This window comes from Bradyrhizobium sp. (genome assembly GCF_019242285.1).
In the GTDB taxonomy this organism is placed as follows: Bacteria; Pseudomonadota; Alphaproteobacteria; order Rhizobiales; family Xanthobacteraceae; genus Bradyrhizobium.
In genome coordinates this window covers 1-2,232 of sequence record NZ_JAFAVV010000105.1, presented here as the reverse complement: position 1 = coordinate 2,232, position 2,232 = coordinate 1, and the positions used below count along the sequence as shown (strand labels likewise).

At 63.9% G+C, this 2,232-nt stretch carries 2 protein-coding genes; both read right to left on the bottom strand.

Annotation, left to right across the window (positions count from 1 at the left end; all coding sequences use genetic code 11):
* On the bottom strand, positions 1-593 hold a 593-nt coding region (locus JOY90_RS03960; protein ID WP_291689859.1), incomplete at its 3' end, for a hypothetical protein.
* Between the two features lie 502 nt (positions 594-1,095).
* On the bottom strand, positions 1,096-1,713 hold the full coding sequence (locus tag JOY90_RS03955) for a hypothetical protein (RefSeq protein ID WP_291689858.1): 618 nt from the start codon (positions 1,711-1,713) through the stop codon (positions 1,096-1,098).
* Positions 1,714-2,232: the final 519 nt, after the last annotated feature.

The following is a 2,232-nucleotide window of genomic DNA, read 5'->3' as shown; positions in this document are numbered from 1 at the left end:
CCGACCGTGCGCTCCTGGATCGACGCCGGGCTGATCTTGCCGCCATGAGCGGGATCGGCCGCCAGACTCTCGAACTCTTCCGGCGTTCGATTGAACTGGTTCGCACCGGTCGCGGCGTGGCTGCCGGCCGCCTCCTCGCCCTTTGCCCCGTCTTCCACCGCCTTGGTCGTGCCGCTCGCGACCTCCTCGCCATCCTTGATGGCGCGTTCCGCCTTGACGCCATCCTCCACGATATCGACGGCATCCTTGCCGAGCTTGGCGGCGTCCACGGCTTCGCCTTCGATCGGAATCGCGGCCGCGGCGGACCACGCGGCGTCCGTCCAGTCACCCTGCGCGGCGTACCAGCCGGCATTGGCCAGATTGGCCGCGGTGCCGACCACCGGCACCATGCCGACGATGTCGAGCGCGGTATGCCCGAGTTCCGACGGCGACATGTGCGAGACGCCCTTGGCCGCGTCCTCCATCGCGCTCGCAAATCCCTTGGCGCCGTCCTCGACGACTTTCTCGCCTTCATGCAACGCCTCGCCGGCGAGCCGTTTTCCCGCGTCCAGGGCGCTGGAGATGTCGTGGAATGGATTGAGACTGAAGCCCATCTCTTCCTCTTCCTCCGGAGAAGCCAGGCGCAACTCCGTTGCTGTCCGGACATGCGCAAGGATCCGTGGACGGTGCCCGAGGAGTTTGGCCAGAAGAAGCGGGTGAGAGATAATTATGAATACGATATGCGATGCCGGTCATCCTGGGATTGCCGCGGCTTCCTCGACCAGGCGTTCGCCTTGCCGGCTGGGAATCGGCGCCGGAGTTGACGACGACTCCTCAGAGACGTCACGGGGTGCCGGCCGCAACCGGGGAATCCAGACGGCACGCATTTGCCTTGCCGATCGGTCGCACATGGAACGATCTACCGCGAGGCGCGCTCGATGCGGTGACGCAGGCACGTCTCGACGCCTATCTCGATCGCGCTTTCCACCGGATGCTCGTTCGCCAGACCATCGCGAGCCACAGCTTCATGCGAGCGCCAAGGTCGTGAAGGCGGACGACAACATGACCAAGGCTACTCGACACGACAGGCGAGGGCGCCGACGGCGGGACCGAGCGTCAGGCGACGTCCCCGGCGCGATCCGCAAGATACTTTTCGATCTGCTCGCTGCGGCGCGAAACGTCGACCATCGAATCGCTCGGACCGCCGATCAGAAGCGGCTCGCCTTGATGCCCGAACTGGAAGACGGCGTCGCTGGCGTCAGCACTGATGTCGCCGAAAATCCGCTCCACCGCGGCGAAGTTACGATGCGGCGCGAAGCCGAGCCCTTTCGACCAGGCCGCCAGCTCGCGCAGCAACCGGCGGGCGTAGGCCGGATCGACCGTGACGATCGGCGAGGTTTCATCCATTCTGTCCATGTAGTGGTCGAAGATCTCGCCCTCGACCTGTTCGAACGTCACGTCCTTGATCCCGAGCGCGAACGTGTCGAGCAGAAACGCGGCCATCACGACATAGTGGATCGTCGCTCCGCGCGCCACGACCAGCGTCCCCATGCCGATTTCGAATAGGGCCTCGTTGACGTAGCATCCCCGGATCGGCGCCTGCGCCGCCCGGGCCACGCGGGCCGGCAGGCTGTTCTGCAGGGCATCCTCCCGCCGCGCCAGTGTTGCCAACTCCTTGCGCCGCTGCGCCTTCCTGGCCCGCTTCTGCGCCATATTCACCGCCATGACCGTCACTCCACTGATTCGCCCAGCTCCATGATACCGGCAAATGCGTCGCGTAGTGCAGCGGCAGCACGATAGCTGGGGATGGAATCGAAGCGGGATCGACCGAGGCGGCGGACAGCGCCCCGGGCGGAGTCGGGATAGTCGAATCGAACCAATGCCTTGGCTTAAGGTGCGGGTGGATATCGGCACATTGTGCCGCCTTGCGGATTTTGCCGCATGCTGCATCGAGTTTCGCGGGACCGACTTGACCTCGGACAATGGAGCCGCCTGACGGTTCGCTCGCGGGTCGTTGGGGTGCCAAATCCACCCGCCGAAACCGAGAACAGCTCTCCACTTGCGATGCAAATTACCTAGGCAGTGCCTTGATCGATCAATTGAGCCGTCGTCATTATGCGAACGGAGCGGTTCGTGATGAGGTCGCTCCACACCCAATGATGATGCCGGATCACGTTGACTGCATCCAGGTGAGGCCGATCGCTCACTGTATGACCGTCGCTGACAACAACGACATCATAGTCATTTGAAATT